At 46.9% G+C, this 20,694-nt stretch carries 23 protein-coding genes; 11 read left to right on the top strand and 12 right to left on the bottom strand.

Translation table 11 applies throughout. The features are described 5' to 3' along the window. Positions 1–6: 6 nt before the first annotated feature. Complete coding sequence (locus tag AAC052_RS13040) at positions 7–531, bottom strand: RNA polymerase sigma factor (RefSeq protein WP_339813815.1); 525 nt, start codon at positions 529–531, stop codon at positions 7–9. Between the two features lie 259 nt (positions 532–790). Here AAC052_RS13040 and AAC052_RS13035 point away from each other — a divergent pair, with 259 nt between their 5' ends. Beyond that, positions 791–1,372 carry a hypothetical protein gene (locus AAC052_RS13035; RefSeq protein ID WP_339813814.1) on the top strand — a complete coding sequence of 194 codons (582 nt, stop codon included), beginning with the start codon at positions 791–793 and terminating at the stop codon, positions 1,370–1,372. 55 nt (positions 1,373–1,427) lie between these two features. Beyond that, a complete protein-coding gene (locus AAC052_RS13030) occupies positions 1,428–2,006 on the top strand; it encodes a hypothetical protein (RefSeq protein ID WP_339813813.1) in 579 nt (192 codons plus the stop codon). 11 nt (positions 2,007–2,017) lie between these two features. On the opposite strand, the gene AAC052_RS13025 is transcribed toward AAC052_RS13030, so the two are convergent. After that, positions 2,018–2,524, bottom strand: a complete 507-nt coding sequence (locus tag AAC052_RS13025) for a GTP cyclohydrolase (protein WP_339813812.1) — start codon at positions 2,522–2,524, stop codon at positions 2,018–2,020. A 241-nt stretch (positions 2,525–2,765) separates the two neighbouring features. Continuing rightward, the gene (locus AAC052_RS13020; RefSeq protein WP_339813942.1) at positions 2,766–3,023 is read right to left on the bottom strand and encodes a M55 family metallopeptidase; all 258 of its coding nucleotides are present in this window, start codon (positions 3,021–3,023) and stop codon (positions 2,766–2,768) included. Between AAC052_RS13020 and AAC052_RS13015 the strand changes: the two genes are divergently transcribed. After that, positions 2,987–3,223, top strand: coding sequence for a hypothetical protein (locus AAC052_RS13015; protein ID WP_339813810.1), 237 nt, complete (start codon positions 2,987–2,989; stop codon positions 3,221–3,223). The genes AAC052_RS13020 and AAC052_RS13015 overlap by 37 nt on opposite strands. A gap of 262 nt (positions 3,224–3,485) precedes the next feature. On the opposite strand, the gene AAC052_RS13010 is transcribed toward AAC052_RS13015, so the two are convergent. The 4 genes from AAC052_RS13010 to AAC052_RS12995 form a co-directional block, all read right to left on the bottom strand. Further along, positions 3,486–4,124: a hypothetical protein gene (locus tag AAC052_RS13010; protein WP_317487871.1), complete on the bottom strand. Its 639-nt coding sequence runs from the start codon at positions 4,122–4,124 to the stop codon at positions 3,486–3,488. A gap of 2 nt (positions 4,125–4,126) precedes the next feature. Then, positions 4,127–4,342, bottom strand: coding sequence for a hypothetical protein (locus AAC052_RS13005; protein WP_317487870.1), 216 nt, complete (start codon positions 4,340–4,342; stop codon positions 4,127–4,129). A 354-nt stretch (positions 4,343–4,696) separates the two neighbouring features. Then, on the bottom strand, positions 4,697–4,822 hold the full coding sequence (locus AAC052_RS13000) for a hypothetical protein (RefSeq protein WP_339813808.1): 126 nt from the start codon (positions 4,820–4,822) through the stop codon (positions 4,697–4,699). A 193-nt stretch (positions 4,823–5,015) separates the two neighbouring features. After that, the gene (locus tag AAC052_RS12995; protein ID WP_339813807.1) at positions 5,016–5,888 is read right to left on the bottom strand and encodes a M55 family metallopeptidase; all 873 of its coding nucleotides are present in this window, start codon (positions 5,886–5,888) and stop codon (positions 5,016–5,018) included. A 241-nt stretch (positions 5,889–6,129) separates the two neighbouring features. On the opposite strand from AAC052_RS12995, the gene AAC052_RS12990 reads away from it, so the two are divergent. The 5 genes from AAC052_RS12990 to AAC052_RS12970 all read left to right on the top strand — a co-directional run bounded on the left by AAC052_RS12990 (position 6,130) and on the right by AAC052_RS12970 (position 14,014). Beyond that, positions 6,130–7,155 (top strand): HNH endonuclease, encoded by a 1,026-nt coding sequence (locus tag AAC052_RS12990; protein ID WP_339813805.1) that lies wholly within the window; start codon positions 6,130–6,132, stop codon positions 7,153–7,155. Then, on the top strand, positions 7,152–7,559 hold the full coding sequence (locus AAC052_RS12985; RefSeq protein WP_339813803.1) for a (deoxy)nucleoside triphosphate pyrophosphohydrolase: 408 nt from the start codon (positions 7,152–7,154) through the stop codon (positions 7,557–7,559). Before AAC052_RS12990 ends, AAC052_RS12985 begins: the two co-directional genes overlap by 4 nt. Continuing rightward, positions 7,556–10,693: a DUF3427 domain-containing protein gene (locus AAC052_RS12980; RefSeq protein ID WP_339813801.1), complete on the top strand. Its 3,138-nt coding sequence runs from the start codon at positions 7,556–7,558 to the stop codon at positions 10,691–10,693. Before AAC052_RS12985 ends, AAC052_RS12980 begins: the two co-directional genes overlap by 4 nt. 1,366 nt (positions 10,694–12,059) lie before the next feature. Further along, on the top strand, positions 12,060–12,494 hold the full coding sequence (locus AAC052_RS12975) for an HU family DNA-binding protein (RefSeq protein WP_339813800.1): 435 nt from the start codon (positions 12,060–12,062) through the stop codon (positions 12,492–12,494). Positions 12,495–13,405: 911 nt separating this feature from the next. Continuing rightward, entirely contained in the window at positions 13,406–14,014 is a 609-nt protein-coding gene (locus tag AAC052_RS12970) for a hypothetical protein (protein WP_339813798.1), read from the top strand. Positions 14,015–14,452: 438 nt separating this feature from the next. On the opposite strand, the gene AAC052_RS12965 is transcribed toward AAC052_RS12970, so the two are convergent. From AAC052_RS12965 to AAC052_RS12950, 4 genes are all read right to left on the bottom strand, one after another. After that, a complete protein-coding gene (locus AAC052_RS12965) occupies positions 14,453–14,779 on the bottom strand; it encodes a nucleotidyltransferase domain-containing protein (protein ID WP_317487856.1) in 327 nt (108 codons plus the stop codon). After that, positions 14,776–15,174 carry a nucleotidyltransferase substrate binding protein gene (locus AAC052_RS12960; protein WP_339813797.1) on the bottom strand — a complete coding sequence of 133 codons (399 nt, stop codon included), beginning with the start codon at positions 15,172–15,174 and terminating at the stop codon, positions 14,776–14,778. The genes AAC052_RS12965 and AAC052_RS12960 overlap by 4 nt, the downstream gene beginning before the upstream one ends. A 166-nt stretch (positions 15,175–15,340) precedes the next feature. Beyond that, a complete protein-coding gene (locus AAC052_RS12955) occupies positions 15,341–15,559 on the bottom strand; it encodes a hypothetical protein (RefSeq protein WP_339813795.1) in 219 nt (72 codons plus the stop codon). An 18-nt stretch (positions 15,560–15,577) separates the two neighbouring features. After that, positions 15,578–17,680, bottom strand: coding sequence for a hypothetical protein (locus tag AAC052_RS12950; RefSeq protein WP_339813794.1), 2,103 nt, complete (start codon positions 17,678–17,680; stop codon positions 15,578–15,580). A gap of 332 nt (positions 17,681–18,012) precedes the next feature. Between AAC052_RS12950 and AAC052_RS12945 the strand changes: the two genes are divergently transcribed. From AAC052_RS12945 to AAC052_RS12935, 3 genes are all read left to right on the top strand, one after another. Further along, the gene (locus AAC052_RS12945; RefSeq protein WP_339813792.1) at positions 18,013–18,471 is read left to right on the top strand and encodes a response regulator transcription factor; all 459 of its coding nucleotides are present in this window, start codon (positions 18,013–18,015) and stop codon (positions 18,469–18,471) included. Positions 18,472–18,579: 108 nt separating this feature from the next. Next, positions 18,580–19,098: a DUF4199 domain-containing protein gene (locus AAC052_RS12940; RefSeq protein WP_339813790.1), complete on the top strand. Its 519-nt coding sequence runs from the start codon at positions 18,580–18,582 to the stop codon at positions 19,096–19,098. Positions 19,099–19,109: 11 nt separating this feature from the next. Beyond that, positions 19,110–19,493, top strand: a complete 384-nt coding sequence (locus AAC052_RS12935; protein ID WP_339813788.1) for a VOC family protein — start codon at positions 19,110–19,112, stop codon at positions 19,491–19,493. Positions 19,494–19,524: 31 nt separating this feature from the next. On the opposite strand, the gene AAC052_RS12930 is transcribed toward AAC052_RS12935, so the two are convergent. After that, positions 19,525–20,574, bottom strand: coding sequence for a cyanophycinase (locus AAC052_RS12930; protein WP_339813786.1), 1,050 nt, complete (start codon positions 20,572–20,574; stop codon positions 19,525–19,527). Between the last annotated feature and the right edge of the window lie 120 nt (positions 20,575–20,694).

The following is a 20,694-nucleotide window of genomic DNA, read 5'->3' as shown; positions in this document are numbered from 1 at the left end:
AAATCCTCAAATTCCATAGTGCTCATATTTTTTAGATTGAGTGGTCAAATGCTTCTTGATCCGGTGAATCTTAACACCAATATTGGTTTCGGTTAAACCCACCAAGTCGGCCATTTCTTTGTAGCTAAAGCCGTCGAGTAGCAGCAGGGTAAGCGACCGCTCTACTTCGCTCAGCAAAGCGATTTCGGCGTAGAGCCAGGCCAGCTTTTCGTCGTTGTGCGGCGCTTGTTCCTGGAGCAGCAAAGGGTGTGCTGATGGCAGCCCTTCTATCGACTCCCGGCCATCGCTGTGCTTCTTTTCTTTCATCGACCAGCGTATGGCCGTGTTGAGCGACACCCGGTACAGCCAGGTGCTCGCCGCTGACTCATGCCTGAATTTTGGAATAGAATGCCACACCTGTATGGTGATTTCCTGAAACAAATCGTCCCGGTCAAACTCCGTGAACGCATAGGCCCGCACCACTTTAAAGAGGAGGGCTTTGTATTGACTAAGCCAGGTATTGAAAATGTGTTGCTGTTCGCTTTCCTTCATTTTTACCGGGTGGTTACTTAGCTAGTACCGGGCTCTGTGGATTTCTTACAGGATGAAGGTAATTATTTACAATAAGTGAAAGAGGTTGCTTTCTACAACCAGCAAAGGCACCCTCTTTAATTCTTGCTCTTTGGAATAAGTTTTACGCAATATTTTTGGCAATGAAAGCCTTTGTAGGAACATTTGAACTTATAAAAGCATGCAATTCAATAATAATTCGGTATAATTATTGTTATCCTATCGATTAAAACACATACCTATGAAAAAAATTCAACTAGCTTTTCTCCTTTTGCTCTTCGCCGGGTCGGCTTACGCCCAGTTCGAAGACACCAAATTTGTGATCGGCGGTGCTGCCGACTACAATAGTGGCCTTTTTCCAAACGCTTCATCCATAGGGATCAGCCCAACACTTGCTAAAACAATCAACTCCAACGCCCTGATTGGGTTGTCGTTTAACTACTTTGCGTCGGTCGCAAAGTATGACGGATCTGACGCCAAACAGATTCAGAGCGGAATAGGTGCCGGTATCTTTTATCAACATTACTACAAATTGTCGGACAAGGTGTTTTTTAACTGGCAGGCGATGGCGGGATTGAATTTGATCGATTATGAGACGGAAGATTCTTCTGCAGAATCGAAATATTACAACATCAGGTGGGTGCCTGGTTTCGGCTGGCAGGTAATGGAGAAGCTGATGCTCAGCGCCTCCCTTGGCGGCATTAGCTATTATCATCGGGATGGCTCCTCCGAGTCGCCCGGCTTCTCAGACAGTTCCAGAGAAAATCAGTTGAGCATCCGTTTCAACAACCCTCAGTTTGGGTTTACCTACCTGATCAACTAGTGCGGGATCAAATCTCAGTGCTAGTCATTTTTTCCCAACATTTAAAAATGCTCCCATGAAAAAGATACAATTATCGATCATTTTAACTCTCTTGTGTTTTGCTGCCTACGCTCAGTTTGACGGCACGAGTTATGTGCTTGGAGGAAACGCTTCCTTTAATTACGGTGACTATTTCAGCAAGAGTACATCCTTCTCGCTAAGTCCATCAATGGCAAAGCCTGTCAGAGGCAATGCGCTGGTTGGGCTTCAATTAGGTTTTGGGCTCAGCAGTAGTAAATATGAAGATGACAACAATTCTTCGAAGTACAACAGTGTCAGTTATAACCCGGGCGTGTACTACCAGAAGTTTTATGGTATCACCGAAAATATTTTCTTCAATTGGAAAGCAAGCGGCAGTGTTAGCTTCAACAAATCTGTCACCGACGATAGCAATGCAAAAACGACAGAGCATTCAACCTCGTATCAGGTCACGGCTGGCCCGGGAATCAGCTGGAAGGTAATGGACAGAGTGTTGTTGAACGGTTCTATCGGAGGTGTATCGCTTGGCTTGAATTCCAGGGAAGCAAGCACCAGAACTTCTTTCAATATTTCTTTCAACAACCCCCAATTTGGGTTTTCTTTCCTTTTGAACTAAAAAAACGATAGTCAGGTGGGCATGGTGCCCACCACTTTCACACCATAGCTGGTGAGCGTTTCGGTCTTGTTTGCATTTCCGGTAATCATGCGAACAGACCTCACTCCAAGGTCTTTCAGTATCTTGGCTGCAGCCCGAAAGTCCCGGGCATCTCTTTTGAAGCCGACGGCTTCGTAGGCATCGGCTTGCTTCACACCCTGGCGCTTGTGCTCTACACTTTTGAGCAAGGCAAAATGGCCATTGCCCTTTCCTTCCTGCTCCAGCCAAATCACAATGCCCTTGCCTTCTTGTTGTATGAGCTGCTGCGATTTTTCCATCTGCTCCCGGCAGTCGCACTCAATACTGTTGAAGGCATGCCCAAAAAGGCAGGATGAATGCACCCTGCAAAGCACTTGTTCCCCATCTTTCACATCGCCCATCACCAGGGCAATCGACTCTTTCTGTCCGTCGTAGTAGAGCACCTCATGGTACTCCCCATATTTCGTTTTGAGGTTGCCCTCGGCCATTTTAACGATCATAACACTTTCCTTTGAAGCCGTGAAGGTAGTGAACGTTGGTAAAAGCTGAAAAGCAAGGGAGGTTGTGAGTGGAGACACTCACAAAACACCATCAGGTTTCCGGGTGTGTCTTCCTGCCCGTATCACACAGCTGTTTTTGGGTGTTTCTTCACACCAGAAAGCTACCACCAACGTTTCCGGGTGTGTCTTCACACCAGGAAGCTACCACCAACGTTTCCGGGTGTGTCTTCACACCAGGAGGCTACCACTGCAAATACTTATAAATAGCCCTGATCAGCTTGTACGCCTCATCCATGTCTTTGGCCTGGTACGCCACCGTGCAGCCATCCACCCGCTTCATGCCGGGGATGCCCATGGCCACGTCGGCCCGGGTGGGGGCATCTATTTTGATGACAAACTCGATGGGGTTTTGCACAGCAAGTGGTTTAGCATTTTTGAGGTCTTTCAAAGCTGCTTTGATTTGTGTCCGTAGCTCTTTTTTTACTACATCAGGATGCAGAAGCCGGGCGGCGCTGGAGCCAATGGCTTTCCCTGGTGGCCACTGTGTGCACAGCCGGCATCAGCTTTTTGATTTCTTCGGTGAAGGTTTTGTCACCGCTGGCCAGGATGACGGGCAGTGGCTTAAAGGTTCCTGCTTTTGCAGCCGACGTGGAACGGCATGAAGGCATCGCCGGCACAAGATGTAGTATCCTTCTGTAGTAGATGACAAAAAAGGGATCAAGCGGAAAACCTGGGGAGTAAGACGCTGAAATAACGTAGTACCATTTGGCGAATGATAGACAATAAAGAAGCAAAACTGGTTCAATGCGCCTCGCCCGGCCGGGCTTCTCCAGTCGGACAGGCTTGGATCTTTTGCTTCTTTATGTAATGACATAATACTCTTGTCAAAAGAATTAATCCCCCAGGAATATTGCTTGATCCCAAAAAAGCCGGCAAGGATGTTCCGGCTTTTGTCAATTGCCTATTGTACGCCCGACTTTCCGCCGAGCTTCTTCTTTTCGTTTTTTATTTTTTCTTCCAGTTCCTTCAATTTCTCTTCCGCCTGATTGATACGGTCAATCTTAGCATTGGCCTCTGTATCGCTGATTTTGCCTTCCGCTTGCTCCTTTTCTATCTTTTCTTTGGCAGCTTTCACCTTTGCCTTACCTTCTTTCAGCTCTTCTTCACTGTCAGAAATCTGCTTCTCCAGTTCGCCCTGTTTGGCGGATACTGCATCCTTTGCCTCTTCTGACCTCAAAGCGCCAAACTCTTTGCCCGACAAATCACCCTTGTTTTTGCCGTAGGCATTGCCCTGGCCCTTTTCTTCTTCAGGCTTTTTGTCAGCCGCCTCATCTTCGCTGCGCTCTTTTCCTTGTTCTGCCTTTTCTTTGCTTTTTCCTTCTTCAGCTTTTTCTATGCTCTTTTCTTTGGTCTTGTCCTTGTCGGTGTCTTCCTGTTCGTCTTCAGTTGACTTCACCTTCGATTTCGCTTCATCAGCTTTTGCCTTTCCTTTGGCAGCCTGGGCTGGCTTTTCTTTCTCCTGGCTTTTGCCCTGCTGAGCTAAAGCCTGTGAACCTACCATTATCAGGCAGGCGATGGTTAATGAATAGATTTTTTTCATCGTTAAATGTCGCTTAAGAGTGAGTCAATGGATGTCGTGGTCGCTTCGGTCGCAGTTTCCAGCGTTTCAATGGAGGCATTCACTGCGGTGGTGACTGAGTCGATCACAGCTTTTTCTGCTGCTGCCTCTTGTTCTTTTGTTTGCTCTGAGGAAGCGCCGCCGCACCCCATTGTGAGGAGGAAGACAGCCATGATGGCAAGTTTGTTTCTGGTTTTCATCGGTTGGAATTGTTTGGTTGTATAAATATAGCGTCAATAGCAAGCAGGAGGTAGTAGTGGGTTGTCGCTGGTCGTCAGCCAAGGCCAGCAGACTGGATGCCGATCACTTTCTTCTTGCAAAAGAGACCCGACAGTTGTTTAGGTAGAGTATGCAAATGTACCAATTTTTCTGATAAGTAGAGGACGGTTGGTTTTCCTGGGGGGCACGCCGCTCCTGTGAAAAGAGAAGAGCAGTCAGCAGTTGCCGTAACCCACGGAGGTATGACGGCCTGGCGAATGTCAGTGCTGGCATCAGTGTTCCTCTGTCATACGGATTTACCGTTCCTTCAATAGTAAATAAAAAAGAATAAAGGCTTACTCCCCCAACTCCATTTTTACCACCCACTCATCAGGCCACATGGTATTCGCCGCCACCATGGCCAGGGCTGCCATCACGCCGCCACAGTCAGCTTGAACCTGTTTGGTTATTTTTAAGATCATGGTCTTTTTTTGCACTGGAAAAATACGGTAACCGGTAAAAAAAAAAGGAGGATTTGGAAAAAGGATTGGCCGGAGGGATGTGGAGACACTTACCGAGACAAGGCGCTCCCGAATACAACATCAGGTTTCCTGGTGCTTCTTCACACCAGGAGGCTACCACCAACGTTTCCGGGTGTGTCTTCACACCTGGAAGCTACCACTGCAAATACTTATAAATAATCCGGATCAGCTTGTACGCTTCATCCATGTCTTTGGCCTGGTACGACACCGTGTAGCCATCTATCCGCTTCATGCCGGGGATGCCCATGGCCACGTCGGCCCGGGTGGGGGCATCTATTTTGATGACAAACTCAATGGGGTTTTGCACTGGCAGAGGTTTGGCATTTTTAATGTCCTTCAGGGCAGCTTTGGTTTGTGCCTGTAGCTCCTTCTTCACCACGTCGGGGTGGAGGAGTTTGGCGGCGCTGGAGCCAATGGCTTCCTTGGTGGTAACGGTGCGCACCGCCGGTATCAGCTTTTTGATTTCTTCGGTGAAGGTTTTGTCGCCGCTGGCCAGGATGACAGGCACACCCACAGCACCAGCGAAAAATGTGTTCAGGCCGCCTTCGCCCACTTCGGTGCCATTGATCCAAAGGCCTTTTACCGAGCCGGAGCCGGTATGAGCCAGAAAGCCATTTTCGGTGCCTGCCATGGCGTGGTAACCGATGTAGATCACCCCATCGAAGCTGGCGTCCAGGCCCTGTACCATGCCCAGGGGCTTGATATTGCTCTGGATATACTCTACCCGTGGATCGAGCTGGGTGTGGAGGAGGTTCTGCATGTCGCCGTGGCTGTCGTTCACCACAATGGTGGCAGGGCCTGCTTCAAAAATGGCCGCCACCACGGCATTCACCTCGTCGGTCATCAGCTTGCGGCCTGTGTCGTAGTCTTTACCGCCGCTGGTCATTTTGGAAGTGCCTATGCCGCCTATGCCCTCCATGTCGACGGAGATGAAGAGCTTGACAGGTTGGGGTTGGGCAAAGGCTGTGGTGGAAACCACCAGGAACAGGAAGAGAAGTTTTTTCATGGGAGGAGGTTGGGTTGATAAAAGCATCTAACAAAAAAAGGGTGCGGATACAATTTAGCAGGTTGGAGGGAAAAAACTAGGGGGGAAGGGAGGGGGAGGGTGCTCCTTTTCAAAAACATCGTGACGTTGGTGATAAAGCCAAGGCGGTCAAAAGGAGAGTGCGGCTTGATATAGTCGTGGTATTCATAGCTGGTGGGTTAAAATTAGCAGCCATTTCTTCATAGAAATAACTGTAAAAATCTTGCTGCTCTTACTAACCACAGTCCAGATCAAATTGTCTATTTTTAAGTCGATGGCGGCGAAAGACTTAGCTTATTATGTAAAAGCATTTACCCATTTGAATCGGGCTTCAGTGAACGGTGGTGCCCCGCACAAACCGGTTTTGCTTCTTTCTGTCCTCCAGCTCATTGAGGACGGACTAATTTCAGAAAATCAAATATACATCACTCCAGAGCTGGTGAGCCAATTCAAAACTCTCTGGAACCTGCTGGTTACTACCAACCATATGCCCAACTTCGCCTTGCCCTATTATCACTTGATCGGCGAAAAGGTCGGCTTTTGGCACCTTGAAGCCTATGAAGGCTTTGCTGGCATGCTCACCTCATCCAATTCTATCAGAAGCTTCAAGGCACTTTCGGAAGGCATTAGATATGCCCGTTTCGACGAGGAGCTTTTTACACTGCTTACTGACCGGGGCTTCCGGGAAGTGTTGCGGCAGGCACTTTTGCACAGGTACTTCCCCGAAGCAAGGGCGGTATGGCAGTACCAGCCGGTTACTTACTTGCAGGAGATTGAAACCCAGTTTTTGAGAGAACCGGAGCCCATCTATTTGAAAAGGCTGGCAGACATAAAAGATAAAATCCAGCGGCAGGAGGAGGTTTTCCTTAGAAGCAATGTGTTCAAGCGGGAAATTCCGAGGCTGTACAACAATACTTGTGCGATCTCGGGCATGCGAGTGACCGTTACCGACAATGTTTCTATGGTAGACGCTTGCCACATCGACCAGTTTGCCGGAAGTGGTGATGACTCGGTGCAAAACGGTATTGCCCTTTGCCCCAATATGCACAGAGCTTTCGACCGTGGGTTGATTTCGATCGACGACCAGTACCGGGTGCTGATCTCGAGCCGATTCATCGAGTCGCATTCCTCGTATTCGCTGAGCCAGTTCAAGGGCAAGGAAATCCTGCTACCCGACAACCCGGCGTACCACCCCTCCCAGGAAAAATTGGAGAAGCATAGAAGAAGGTTTAATATAATGGACGTATGAAGTCAAAGACAACCAACCTGATAAAGGTTACCTGCGGGATCATTATTAGACAAAGGAAAGTTCTGGTAGCTCAGAGGAGTGAAAAAATGAGAATTCCTTTAAAATGGGAATTTCCTGGTGGTAAAATCGAGCAGGACGAAACTGCGGAAGACTGCCTTTTAAGAGAGTTGAAAGAAGAACTAAATATTGAGGTCAAATTATTACAGAAGCTTCCGCCAAAGGATCATGACTATGGAACCTTTGCGATCAGGTTGATTCCATTTATTGCTCGCTATACAGCAGGCGATATCATCCTAACGGAGCATAAAGATTTCAAATGGGTAAGCAAGGATGAGTTAAAGAGCTTAGACTGGGCCGATGCCGACAGACCTATTCTGGACGATTTTCTAAAAACCGACTTATGATGCAACAAGGTTTATACGAGCAGCTCATTACTAAATTGGTGACCAATAAGCTCAATGAAATTGATAAGCAGAAATTCTACATCAAAGAAACGCTCATTGATAAGGCTGAAGCAGGTAACGTCCTTTCTAAATATTTGACCGAAGTTATCAGATTTGCGCTGAATTTAGTTACAGGAGAAGACAGCTTAGAGAAGCAGATTTTGCTAACCAATAAGGTCATAAGGCAACTGAGTAAAGAGCTTGAAAATGAAGATTTTGAGGATGATATTATCGAATCAGAAGCGAAAATTCTCTCTGCTGTGTTTTCCAAAGTGGATGCAAGGTTTGTCAACTTTGAAAAACACCTAAAGGAAATCACTCCCTACTCTCGCTTATCTCAAAGCGAATTGTTCACAGGAAGTAACTCAAGCATCTCTCTCGAAAGCGAAATCAAAAAAGAAATATTGTCGTCGGATAAGATCAATTTCCTTGTCTCCTTTATCAAATGGACGGGAATTAGGATTTTCGAGAAAGAACTGCATGATTTCACAGAAAGGGGTGGCCAGCTTAAGGTTATCACAACCTCATACATGGGTGCCACAGATTACAAAGCTGTGGAATTCCTCTCGACGCTTCGAAATACCGAAATAAAAATATCATACAACACAGAAAATGAGCGGCTACATGCCAAAGCTTATCTTTTCTATAGAAAAACAGGTTTTCACACAGGTTACATTGGTTCTTCTAATCTATCTCGGTCCGCTCTTACCAACGGGTTAGAGTGGAACCTAAAGATTACCACCAAGGAAATAGGTCATATCATAGATAAATTCCAAAAGACGTTTGATACTTATTGGCAAGACAAAGACTTCCAGCTTTTTGATAAAAAGGATCATAGCGAAAAACTCAAGTCGGCCCTTAGCAGGGAAAGAAATGGACAAGCAAATTCATTAACCTTTTTTGATATTAAACCTTTTCCTTTCCAGGAGGAGATTTTGGAGAGGCTGGAAACAGAGAGAGCTATTCACGGAAGGCGGAAAAACCTTATCGTTGCAGCCACAGGTACTGGAAAAACAGTCGTCTCGGCTTTTGACTATCGGAACTTCAAAAAAAGTAATAAGAGAGCAAGGCTCTTATTTGTTGCTCACAGAAAAGAAATACTTCAGCAAGCACAAGCCACATTTCAAGGAATACTTAGGGACAATAACTTTGGTGAATTGTGGGTAGATGGGATTGAGCCTGAGAAATACGACTATCTTTTTGCATCGGTACAAACGCTAAATAGCCGATTGCCATCTCTTGGCCTTACAGTGGCTTTTTTTGATTACATCGTCATAGATGAAGTGCACCACATTGCTGCCTCTAGTTATAGGACGATTCTGAGTCGATTTCAGCCAAAACTTCTACTTGGACTTACAGCTACTCCTGAAAGAATGGATGGAGAAGACATCTTAAAGGATTTTTGTGACACCATAGCCGCAGAAATCCGGCTGCCCGAAGCCCTAAACCGAAAACTACTTTGTCCGTTCCAATATTTCGGGATTACTGATAGTATCGATTTGTCAGACGTTTCATGGCAAAATGGTAAATACTTACCAAGCGAGCTAAGTCGGCTTTACACAAGAAATGATAAAAGGGTAGGAGAGATAATTTTTAATCTCAATAGATACTTGAAGGATATCCATGAGGTAAGAGCTTTATGCTTCTGCGTAACGCAAGAGCACGCTGCATTTATGGCTGAGAAATTTATTCTTGCAGGCTTTAAGGCTGATTACTTAGTAAGTAACAGAAGTGAGTTCAGGGCAGATATCAAATCCAAATTATTAAACAGAGAGATTAATTACTTGTTTGTCGTTGATATTTTTAATGAAGGGATAGACATTCCTGAGATCGACACCGTATTGTTTCTTCGGCCTACTGAGAGCCTCACTGTTTTTCTGCAACAATTAGGAAGAGGTTTGAGACTGGCAGACGACAAGGATTGCCTAACAGTTCTTGACTTTGTTGGAAATTCAAGGCCTGAATATGATTTCGAGGGAAAATTCAGAGCTTTGGTCGGAAAGACAAACACCTCCACACAACAGGAGATAGAAGATGACTTCCCTCACCTTCCTTTAGGCTGCTCCATAGTTCTAGAGAGGAAAGCCAAAGAATTCATTCTAGAGAATATAAAAAAGGCCACCAGTTTCAATGTAAATCAGCTTCTGAATAAAATCAGAAACTATAAGCATCAAACAACTTTACCCCTCACTTTAAAAAATTTCTCCAATTTTTATCACATCCCGCTCCCAAACATCTACAAGAAAGGCAATTGGAAAAAACTATGTCTGGCAGCTGAGCAGATCCCACGATATCAGACTTCCGGGGAGAGAGAAATCTATAGAGCTATTAATAAAAAGTGGCTTGCGTGTAAGTCTCATTCTTACTTTCGATTTGTCCTATCATTGGCAAAGGAGAAATTTAAGATTAAACTCAGCGACCTGAGTACAGAGGAGTATGCCATGTGTTTAATGCTTCACTACGATGTTTGGCAAGACAAAGGCCAATTTGGAGACCTTCAGAAAAGTTTAAGAGCGATTGGTGAAAGCGAGGTATTAGTCGAAGAGATAATTGAAGTGTTAGAAATATTGATTGATAAGATTGATTTTTTAGAAAGAGACATTGACCTACCTTATCCGCAACCGCTTAAAGTTCACAGTCGGTATACAAGGGATCAAATTCTTTCAGCGTTTGGCTTTTACACTTTCAATAAAAAGCCAAGCTACCGAGAAGGAGTGGCCTACTCGCAGGATAAAAACACGGAATTGCTTTTTATTACACTAAATAAAACGGAAAAGGTCTTCTCGCCTACCACCCTTTATGAGGACTTCGCAGTAAGTGAAAGTATCTTTCATTGGCAAACACAAAATGCTGTAAGTCCCGATAAGGGAAAAGGACTATCATATATACATCACAAAGATTCCGGTCGAAAAATTCTCCTTTTTGTACGGGAACGGAATGAAGACGAATATGGCAATACGATGGCTTTTGTGTTTTTAGGTGATGGTGATTTGCTGGAGCACTATGGCTCAAAGCCTATGAGTATAAAGTGGGAACTTAAGGAACCTATGCCACCTTACTTGTGGAAGGACTCGGCAAAAATGGCTGTGGGGTAGGATTCTACTCTTTCCTAAAAAAGATTGGTCTAGTTCCATCTAAGTAATAGAAAACTACTCGTGATTTTTTCTAAACGCAGAGACTCTTCGAATAACGATTCTTACTACAAATCAACTGTGCACCCGCATCTACCGCTAGACCTTTTAGCATCTACCGCAAGAACGACCCTTCTTTCAACGCTACATGTCATGACCTTTGCAGTAACACACAACAAGTTTTGGCGAAGGCAAGAAGCTGCCTTCTGCCGTGAACCCAGCTGCTTCCATGGCTGGAGGTAGCCAGCTCTACCGCAGCACCGATCCGGATCTACCGCAAGAAGCAGCTGGGATTACCGCTGGAGGTAGCTACCGATAGCGCAACAGCCAGCTGCCTTTACGGCTACTACCAGGTACCTGTAGCGCAAGAAGGAGCAACAAGCAGCGCAATAGCCAGCAATGAGTAGCGCAACAACGAGCGATCAGTAGCGCAACAGCCAGCTATAAGTAGCGCTACTGTTGGGTAAATGTAGCGCTACTCTTGCCTGCCTCTAGCGCTACTGTTGGGAGACTCTAGCGCTACTTTGGAAAAGGTGTCGCCCGACAGTGGTTTTCTGGTGAACTAGATGGACAGAGGGTATTCGAAAAGTTCAATTCAACTCCGGTTATTTTGTCTCCCGGTTCATCATCAGAGACGTGTTTACTGGCAGGGGAGTATAAATTTCGCGAAGGACTTATTACAATCGATTGAAATTGAAAATAGTCCACACTTGTTTCAGATGTCTTTATACGAAAAAATGCCGGAAGGGATGCGTAGAAGAGACCTGTCACTCAACTTTTTTCGACCTTTTTGTTTCATTGAAAAATAATATAATTTTTTTCACTTAATTTTCAGTGAAAAGAACTTTTTGGCACCAATATTGAATTGTTTTTTGCAACAAACACGGAGTAAAAATCACTTCTGCTGAGGCCTCAAACGAACCGCTTTTCACTCTACTGAAATACCCGGCCGGGATTTCAAATTGTTACCGTCCATTTTGTTGAAGTAGTGCATCTTGCCTCTTTTTCTTTGAGCGCACCGGGTATCGGGATGCTTTAGAAGACCAGGTCATCGGAGTCATCCTCTTGAACATGCCCCACAGGCGTTCACTAAGCGGGAGGCGCAACAGCGGTACACCCTTCGCAGGCTGAGACACCCCGTTCTTTGAGTTTAGTTAAGAGCATTTTACCCTTAATCCCTAAGCCGGCACCCCTAAAGGGAAGTATTAATGATCATTGTCTCGCCCTTTAGGGAGGGGGTAAAAATGGAATTAGGAGACTGAACCTCTTAACTAAACGATGTAGAAAAACCGTTTTAAATCATTTGTTTAACCATTTAAATTTTAAAATCATGAATGCAATAGAATATCGTATCAATCGTCGTGGCCAGCCGGGAGTGGCTGGGGGAGGCGACCACAAGTATTACGCTTTCGTAAAGAGAGACCGTGTGATCACCGTGCGGGAGATTGTCGAAGACATCACTGCCATGAGCACCCTTACCAAGGGAGATGCGTTCAATGCGCTGGAGAATTTCCTCGACCTGATTCCGAAGTATGTGAGAAAGGGCCATATCGTGAACCTGGGCCAGCTGGGTACGTTCCGCATCAACATCAGCAGCAACGGACACGAGCAGCCTGAGAAGGTGACAGCTTATAGCATCAAAGGGGCCAGGGTGATATTTGCGCCCAGCGCCGAGATGAAGATGAAGCTCGCCGAGCTGAAGTTTACCAGAGCGTCAGATGCGTTTGACAACCTGGATGTTGAACCAAACGAGGAGGCTGCATGAGTAGCGTAGTACATGTTGCTGTCGGCGTGCCAATTGGCAAGAGCCAGCAGAGAGAGTAGGATCCCGCATGAAAGTGCGGGATTTTTTTTGGCTAAGGAGGTTACTCGCTGCGTCCCTGCGAAAACGGTCTGAACTAAAGAGGTTACTCTCTGCGCCCCTGCCGATGTAACCTCTTTAGTCAGTAACGTATCGTCTCCTGATGATTAAAGAGGTTACGACTTTCTTTGGGGCTAGAGTAACCTCTTTAATTTGGAGCAGGTGTAGCCTCTTTAATTTGGGGTTTGAACTAAAGAGGTTACTCTGTGCGCCCCTGCCGATGTAACCTCTTTAGTTTGTGACGACTCGTCTCCTGAAGATTAAAGAGGTTACTACTTTCTTTGGGGCTAGAGTAACCTCTTTAATTTGGAGCAGGTGTAACCTCTTTAATTTTGGGTTTGAACTAAAGAGGTTACTCTATGCGTCCCTGCCGATATAACCTCTTTAGTCGGTAACGAATCGTAGTTCTAAGATTAAAGAGGTTACGACTTTCTCTGGGGCAGAGTAACCTCTTTAATGGTAACGTCTTGAACTAAAGAGGTTACTCTCTGCGCCCCTGCCGATGTAACCTCTTTAGTCGGTAACGACTCGTAGTTCTAAGATTAAAGAGGTTACACTTTCTTTGGGGCTAGAGTAACCTCTTTAATTTGGAGCAGGTGTAGCCTCTTTAATTTTGGGTTTGAACTAAAGAGGTTACTCTCTGCGTCCCTGCCGATGTAACCTCTTTAGTTAGTGACGAATCGTCTTTCTAGGATTAAAGAGGTTACACTTTCTTTGGGGCTAGAGTAACCTCTTTAATCTGGAGCAGGTGTAGCCTCTTTAATGGCGCCTCTTTATCCGAAATCCTTATATTGAGTCAGCAACTAATTCGGACTATGGACATAAGAAACGCCAAACTACATCCCGATCAGTATTTCCACATTTTTAATCGGGGAATCAATGGCATGCCAGTCTTTTTTGAGGCCAAAAACTACGATTTCTTCTTGAAGCAGTACACTCAATTCGTCCATCCTTTTGTGGAAACGTTTGCTTACTGCTTGCTTGGTAATCATTTTCATCTACTTGTAAGAGTGCGAGATGTAGCGCAACTGGATTTGGCGATAAAAAAAGACAGAGAGAAGCCCTATTACTGGCACGTAAGCAACGGCTTCTCCAGCTTTTTGAAAAGCTACACCCGGGCCGTAAACAGCGTGTACAATAGAACAGGAGGCCTTTTTGAAACTCCTTTTAAGAGGATTGAGGTGAAAGAGGAGTCTTATTTTTCTACCCTGATCGCTTACATCCACAGGAATCCTGAGAAGCATGGGTTGGTAAAAGACTTCAGGAGCTATCCTTACTCATCGTATCAGGCGCACCTGCAGGACGCTCCAACTTTCTTAAGCAGTCAGGCCGTGTTGGACTGGTTCGGAGGAAAGGAGCAGTACCAGGCGTTTCACCTGCAAGAGAAACAACCTCCGCTAGATGAAAAGTGGTTGCTGGAATAAAGCTTTTGAACTAAAGAGGTTACTCTCTACATCCCTGCAGATGTAACCTCTTTAGTTTGTGACGAATCGTCTCCTGAAGATTAAAGAGGTTACGACTTTCTTTGGGGCAGAGTAACCTCTTTAGTCAGTAACGACTCGTAGTTCTAAGATTAAAGAGGTTACTACTTTCTTTGGGGCTAGAGTAACCTCTTTAATTTGGAGCAGGTGTCGCCTCTTTAATTTTGGGTTCGAACTAAAGAGGTTACTCTGTGCGTCTCTGCCGATGTAACCTCTTTAGTCGGTAACGACTCGTGCTTCGAGGATTAAAGAGGTTACCCTTTCTCTGTGGCAGAGTAACCTCTTTAATTTGGAGCGGGTGTAGCCTCTTTAGTTAGTGACGAATCGTCTTTCTAGGATTAAAGAGGTTACACTTTCTTTGGGGCAGAGTAACCTCTTTACCTACTCTCTGGCGGCGGTAAGCACTTCCTTTCTGTAGAACAGCTTACCCACCCGGTCAATGTGCTCTTCCAAACCAGGAGAGTGGAGGTGATTGTAAATGCTAATATCGAATAGGTAAGGAGTGTTTAATTCATCAATGGCTAACCAGACTTTCGAACGAATGCTATCTGTGAGGCCGGTTCCTTTCAGCGTCATGTCAATATCTGATCCTTCTCTATAGCTACCCCTTGCCCTGGATCCATAGATAATAACTTCTTCAATTTCGGGGTATTTGTCAAAAACCGAATTGACACGACCGATCATCGACTCCTTTAATCCAAATCTCATAGGCGTGTTTTCATTTGAGAATAGAAATCAGAAAACAACCGAAAATAGGTCTTGTAGATTCTTTCCTCTATCATTCTGGTGGTTTCCATATTGTAGGTATGGACGGAAATGATCCGGTCTTCCACCATACTCATCCAATCATCGCCGTGCGAAATAAGACCTTTGTTGAATGCCTGGCGGATGGCATCCCTGCTTCCCGTGATTCCAACGATGCCCTGAAAAGTCAGGTAATCTTTCATCAGGCTCCAGGCGAGCTCATACGTATACTCAAAACATTGAATGAGCCCTTGCTCCTCAAACTCGTTCAGTTCACCCTTATCGATAAATCGTTTCAATTGGCTCAGGGCCTTTTCATAGTTTTCAAACCGCTGTTTCCACCTGACGTCCTGTTCCATGTTGTTTCATTTTTGTCCCCGGGAGATTTACTTCCTGGAATCAACCGCTCTGATACTTACGGCTTTCCTCGTATTGCTACCGCTAATTTAACAATGATTTAGCTTTTGCTGTTTTGTAAGTAGTTAATAAAGTTAAATTATCAAGGTCAACCCAGAGACGATTACGTTAGTTGAACGGAGATACCTGCCTGCGCATCCTTCCAGGCCGGCCAACGTGGAACGGTATGACGGTGTAGCGGGCGGTGGTGTTAGCATCAATGGTTGTTTCTCCTGCGGGGTTAGCAGCGATGCCATGAAAGGAGCGGCACACTATTCTCTCACACCAACCAACGCAGGAGTCGTCATGCCTTTGAAGAAAGGCATCTCCCGGGTGCGCTGTCAACATCAACCAACCAAAAATACTTCACTCTCCTTGTACCATTCTCACCACCCACCCCTCTGGCCAGCCGTTTTCTTGCTTTGCCATCATCGCTAAAGCTGCCAGCACGCCGCCATTGCCGGGGAGGTAGAGGCGAAGGCGGTCCGTTTGGTAGTTGTGCCCGTTGGGCAGGTAAATGTTGGTGGTGATGGGCATGAGGAGGCCATCCACTGCTTTTTCGGCATCGCCCAGCCGGGTGGCTGTCATGGCTACCATAGGAAAGTCCCAGCCCCAGGTGTCGTGCCACTGCCAGTCGATCCAGATCTTGTTGAAGGTGCGGTGCATCACGGCAGTGTCGAGCCCATCGGTCATGGGCAGCATGCCATAGGCGCCCAGCACGCTGGGGTGGTCGGTCATGTAGTAGGTAGAGTCGTACGACTCGGGAGCGCTTTCTGCGGCCAGGTAAAGGCCGTCCTTTTGCGGTAGTGGCGAAAGGCCGTTCAGTACCTTGTCCCACTTGTCGTTTCTCGGTTGCCCTTGCCGTTCTCTCCACTGCTGCGCTGTTTCCAGCGCCCAGCGCCAGTAAGCCAGTTCATAAGTCGGGTTGAAGGTGGTCTTGGGATCGAACCGCTCCTGAGCGGCAATCACGCCCGGCCCGAGGATATAGCGTTTGAGCTCAGGAGCGTACCAGGCAAAGTCGGCCATAAAAGCCGCAGTTTGCTGCACTACCTCGTCGTATTTTTCGAGCACCTCTTTGGTGGGCTTGCCGTTGTAGATCAGCTCGGCAAACGTAATGATATGGGGCTGCTGCCATAATAGGTAGGAACCTACTGAGGAGGCTGTTTCCTGGCCCCATGGGTCGGTCATCTTCTGCCAGCGCACTCCCTCAAAGCCCTGCCTTTCTGCAATTTCCTTCGCCACCCCAATGCTTCTCAGGTACCACTCCATATGGTCTTCCAGTACCTCTGGTCGGCCCCACATGGCAAAATGCACGCCATGCCACCAGGCCATTTCCATGTGTGGCTTGCCGTACCACGAGTTGTAAGTGAGCCCTGTTTCCTGAGGTGGGGTTTTGCCCCCACAATTGATTTTGGTTAGGTAAAGCGACAATACCATCCGTCGTTCAATCTCGAAAGCCCTTGGGTCTTTTGTTGCCCCAAAATCGATCATCATGCCTGTGTTCCAGTAGTCGGTCAGTGCCTGATGGGCTTCGGATTGCAACACTTCAAAGGCCTTGTTTGCAACTGCCCCTTCTTCTTGAGAGAAAGTAACGTCGAAGGTCCAGGTATCCTGAGCTGAGTCAGGCTTGAGGACAAAGCCTTTGTCAGTAGCGTCGACTGTAGGCAAAGCCACCGACGACTGCAACTGGGTGAAATAGCGGGTGGTATCAAGTTGGCGGCGGATGGTTACCTGCTTAGGATCGGGCTGAGTCATTTGCAAACGGTTGGGCTCGTCGGCGTCGAAGAGCACGGCTTCATCCTGAAACTGATCGGTGGGGTAGGGGTAGTTGATGGTGAGCCCGATTCTGCCTTCGTTAAGTAGCGGGCTTTTGACTTTCACGCCAAGCCGGTCTTCTGTTTGGCTCATAAAGGAGATCACCTCCACCGGTATACCTTCAACGGCAAAGCGGCTTGTGAGCTCTCCTGTCCAGGGGTCGAGTGTTTGGTCGATGTTTTGAATGTCGGAAATGGCCGCCTGGGTTCCGTCAGCTTTGGTGATGTCCCAGCCCACTGTGGCCAGGTGAATCCGGTGCGGGTTTTGGCGAATGTAGTTGGCCGCCTCCCAGGCCCTGGTGCCAGCAGGCCACTGCCGGGCATAAGGCACTTCCCGACCGTGCGACGTGATCGGTGCCAGGGTTTCCTCGATGGAATAAGTCTCGTTGGTAGGGAAGCTGTGCCAGCCCCATTCCGACATGGTGCCGAGGGGTACGCCTTTCTGGTAGTGCTGGGGGAAGGTTTGCAGGCCGGTGACGTCCATGGTCATGGCGAAGCGGCCATTGCCCAGACTCAGGGAGGCCAGGGTGTCTACTTCGGTGATGTGGACGTTGTGACGGTCGAAAACGGCCTGGCGGTTGATGGAGGTCGGGGGCTCGGTTTTGCAGGCAGTGAATAAAGTGATGGCAAAAACAAGTAGAAGTGGTTGGCGCATGTTTCGGTTTGGTTTCTACTCTTTATGGACGGCTTATTTAACCATTACCCTTAAGGTGCCTCCTATCTGGCTCAGGGCAAACGCATTTAAAACAAATTGGATAAATTATTTTCAAAGCTGTTTTTCTACCCCGGCCCTTAAGGGTGAAACAGCTTTGAAATTCTTCTTTCCCTTTAGGGTTACCGACGTGGAACGGGCCGACCTGGAAGGGTAAAAAAGAAGAATTTCAAAGTTAAATAGTTTTAAATGCGTTTGTCCTCCTATCTGGCTGTACTTAAGCTTTATTTTGTGGCTATTTTTATATTTGAACTCAACAACTGCAAAGCACAAGTTTGACATCGGTTTCCAAATACAGACACTTCCTCACTTATGGCCTTTCTATGGCTTTGTTTCTCATTGTACTCCGGTGGCTGGAATTGCGCTTTCTCATTATCCATAATGCTTTCGCCATTTATGCAGGTGGCCTTGCTCTTCTTTTTACAGGCCTTGGCATCTGGCTGGCGCTCAAGCTCACGAACCCTAAAACGGTAATAGTAGAGAAAGCTGTGCTTGTTGATTCAGCGCATTTTCTTGCCAACGAAGAAGCATTGAAGGAAACGGGCATTAGCCAAAGGGAGCTCGAGGTGCTGCAGCTGATGGCGGCTGGCAAAAGTAATCAGGAAATTGCTGATCAGCTTTTTGTGTCGTTGAACACGGTGAAGACGCACTTGAAAAACCTGTTTGAGAAGCTTGAGGTGGGCCGCAGAACACAGGCCGTCGACAAAGCAAGAAAGTTGAGAATTGTGGCTTGATGGTCTCATCCTTTTGGGTGAATAATTCAAAATCACCCGAAAGTGTGATTAATTGACAGGCTCCATCCTGCATCTTTGCCAGCATCCAACAAAAAAACAATCACGACGATGAAAAAGATAGTTCTTGTTTTCGGCCTTATTTCTGGCGTCATCATCACGGGCATGATGCTGTATATGGCCGATAAGTGTTACACCAACCCTGAATTTGAGACCAACGATGTAGTCGGTTACGCCCTGATGATCGCCGCCTTCTCCTTCATTTTTGTGGGCATCAAAACATTCAGGGACAAGCAGAATGGAGGCGTTATCGGTTTTGGCAAAGCATTTTTAACAGGGCTTTATATTAGCCTCATCGCAGCAACGATGTATGTGGTGGTGTGGCTTTTTGACTATTATTTATTCATGCCCGATTATCTGGATAAATACAGCCAGCATGTGATGTATATGGCGAAAATTGGTGGTGCTAACGAACAGGAACTGGCTGCCAAGGCTACTGAAATGGCCACTTTTGCGGAGATGTACCAAAACCCCGTTGCAGTTGTGCTTATTACTTTTTCGGAGGTGTTTCCTATTGGTCTTGTCATTTCCCTGGTGAGCGCCCTGATCTTGAAAAGAAAGCAATCCTAAGCAAGAAGAAAATGAAAATAGCACTAACAAGTATCTTTGTAAACGACCCCATTGCTGCATTTAAGTTCTATACCGAGGTGCTGGGTTTTGTCGAAAAAATGTACATACCGGAAATGCAGCTGGCGATTGTTGCAGGCCCGGATGAGCCAGATGGCACTTCGCTGCTCCTGGAACCTAATCAGAACCTTGGGGCCGACGCCTTCCAAAAAGCTGTATATGAGGCTGGATTGCCGACCATTGTTTTTGGAACCAAAGACATCCATGCGGACTTCCAAAGGCTTAAGGAAAAAGGAGTCGTTTTCAGAAGTAAGCCTAAAAAAACCGAATGGGGCACGCAGGCTGTTTTCGAGGATACTTGCGGCAATTTGATCCAATTGCATCAGGCAGAAGGTTAAGCCAGGCTGGCTACTAAGGACTCAGATCAAGTCAGTTGATAACTTTGCGGTTCTTCAAATCATACTCCTGGCCTTCTTTCAATAGGTAAAACTCCTTGCTGCCAGGTGCTAGCTGGTAAATTGTGTCTCGCTCCGCCGACCACCTGGTGCCGTCGTAAATGGCCACATAGCTTTCGCCAAACACTGTGAATTGATCGCCCTGCACAATGATGCCTGTGTTCTCATCGAGCCCAACGCCGAGCAGCTCCGGTTTTTCTTCGAGTATTTCAAATAGATCGAATTGCCTGTTTCGGGCAAACAGGTGCTGGTCGATGGCGATGTTTGTCACAAAGCCGAGCCCTTCTTCGTGGTCGCCCATCATGACGGTGTTTGACCTTGTGTCGCCTCGTGCCAGGTAAGAACCCTGTATGGTGGCTCCGGCAGAGCTTCCGGCAATCACACCGCCTCTGCCGAGCAGCTCGTTGAAAGCTTCATGCGTTTTTGTATTCAGGTAGCTGTCGGCGTGGCGCCACTGCCTGCCGCCGCTGAACCACACGCCCCTGGCATTTTTGATGGGAGCTGCAAACTCCTCGGTGTTGGCTTCTTCAGCACTACGGGTGTGCAGCACCGTTACATTGGTAAAGCCCCTGTCGGTATAGCTTTTCCTGAACTTTTCGAGGTAGGCCTCGTCAAAATCATCGCTGGAGGCCGCCGTAGGAATGACCACAATGGGCTCGTCGGGGCCGCCCACCAGCTCCATGAACTTGTCGTAAAAGATGCTTTGGGCGGCACCGCCAATGATGAGCAGGGTGCCATTTTCCGGGCCTTTGCTCTCAGCTTTGACAGCAGCAGAGGGGGCTTCATGGACAGTCTCAGTTTTAGGTTCGCTGGCACAACCATAAAGGAAGGCAAGCACTATCACTAAAAGCGGCGTCTGGTTGACTGTGTTTTTCATTGTATCGGGGAATCGCTGATAAAGATGGGTAATAACAGTTGGCTGCCGGTGCTTTTGCTCAAGAAGCCTGACGTAGCGTGTTGTTGAATGAAAGCTAGCACTTTTTGCGGCCACAAAGGATGAAAACTCCTTGGGCGGTTCTGGCATTTGATCTGTAGTCGGCTGACCACCGAGCGATTTCACCCCTTATTTTGGTACGAAAGACGCCTACCATTGGCCACCAATCAGTTGATACCTTTTGAGTGAGGAGGTATTTTTGAGACTGAT

It is taken from the genome of uncultured Imperialibacter sp. (assembly GCF_963974565.1).
GTDB classification, from domain to species: Bacteria; Bacteroidota; Bacteroidia; order Cytophagales; family Cyclobacteriaceae; genus Imperialibacter; species Imperialibacter roseus.
This window is presented reverse-complemented; position numbering and strand designations above follow the sequence as displayed.